The sequence below is a fragment of the Stenotrophomonas sp. P5_B8 genome, assembly GCF_054049855.1.
On record NZ_JBFULO010000796.1, the window covers coordinates 1 to 799 of the forward strand.

A 799-nucleotide genomic window follows, 5' to 3' on the forward strand; every position below is an offset into this window, starting at 1 on the left:
GCGTAGGAGCGCATGAGAAGGCGCGGGGGCAGCAAGCCATCCCATTTTTGGCTGGCTAGGTTCTTAGCCTTGACGAGAAGCTCCTCACTCCTTGGGGCGGGCTGCGAAGTAATTACGGCCATCGCTTCCAGCAGATGGATCCGGCCCTGTGAGCGTTTGGTTACCTTGACGCCGAGCCTGCCGGCCTGTGCGCTGAAGTCTCTCGCGCCGAGGAGGCAGGCAATGGCTTCATTTGTAGCGTCCCAGCCCGTGTGTGGAGTGGGAAATGATTTCCCTGCAGGCGTGGCGAGCCGTTGCAGCTTTCTGGTGAGCCCAGCTTCTCCTGGGGCTGACCCTTTCGGCGCGTATGATGGGACCTAACGGCCGCCCTGAAACTTGAAGGTGAAGCGGGCGGCGGACGGTCCGGTCTCCCCTGCGATAGGCACGGGCGTGGCGTTGACCAGCGTCAACATGCCATCAGCGACATGGGCTGGGACGCCCAGCTTGAGGTCAATCTGCTTGGACGAGCCGACACCGAGCACTGTCGCCCTGACGATCAGCTGTCCGGCCTGGATACACTGAACGTCGACTGGGCAACKGCTGTCTTCGATGACGCGATCGGGACGCACCCTAGGGCCATCAACCGCCGCGATCTCTCCCAAGCGCACAGGGCCTTCAACGGGAGGGCCCGCAACCGGACCAACCGCCGCGCCCCCTGCAAGTGATATGGCCATCAGCGGTGCAAGTGCCTGCGCTCTCATCCAACGGATTAGGGCAGATTTTCGTCGTTCGATTCGCATAGTCGGCAGGGGTTCCGAAG

At 62.4% G+C, this 799-nt stretch carries 1 protein-coding gene; it reads right to left on the bottom strand.

Annotation, left to right across the window (positions count from 1 at the left end; all coding sequences use genetic code 11):
* Positions 1 to 356: 356 nt before the first annotated feature.
* Positions 357 to 740, bottom strand: a complete 384-nt coding sequence (locus ACXJKH_RS21510; protein ID WP_457322427.1) for a hypothetical protein — start codon at positions 738 to 740, stop codon at positions 357 to 359.
* Between the last annotated feature and the right edge of the window lie 59 nt (positions 741 to 799).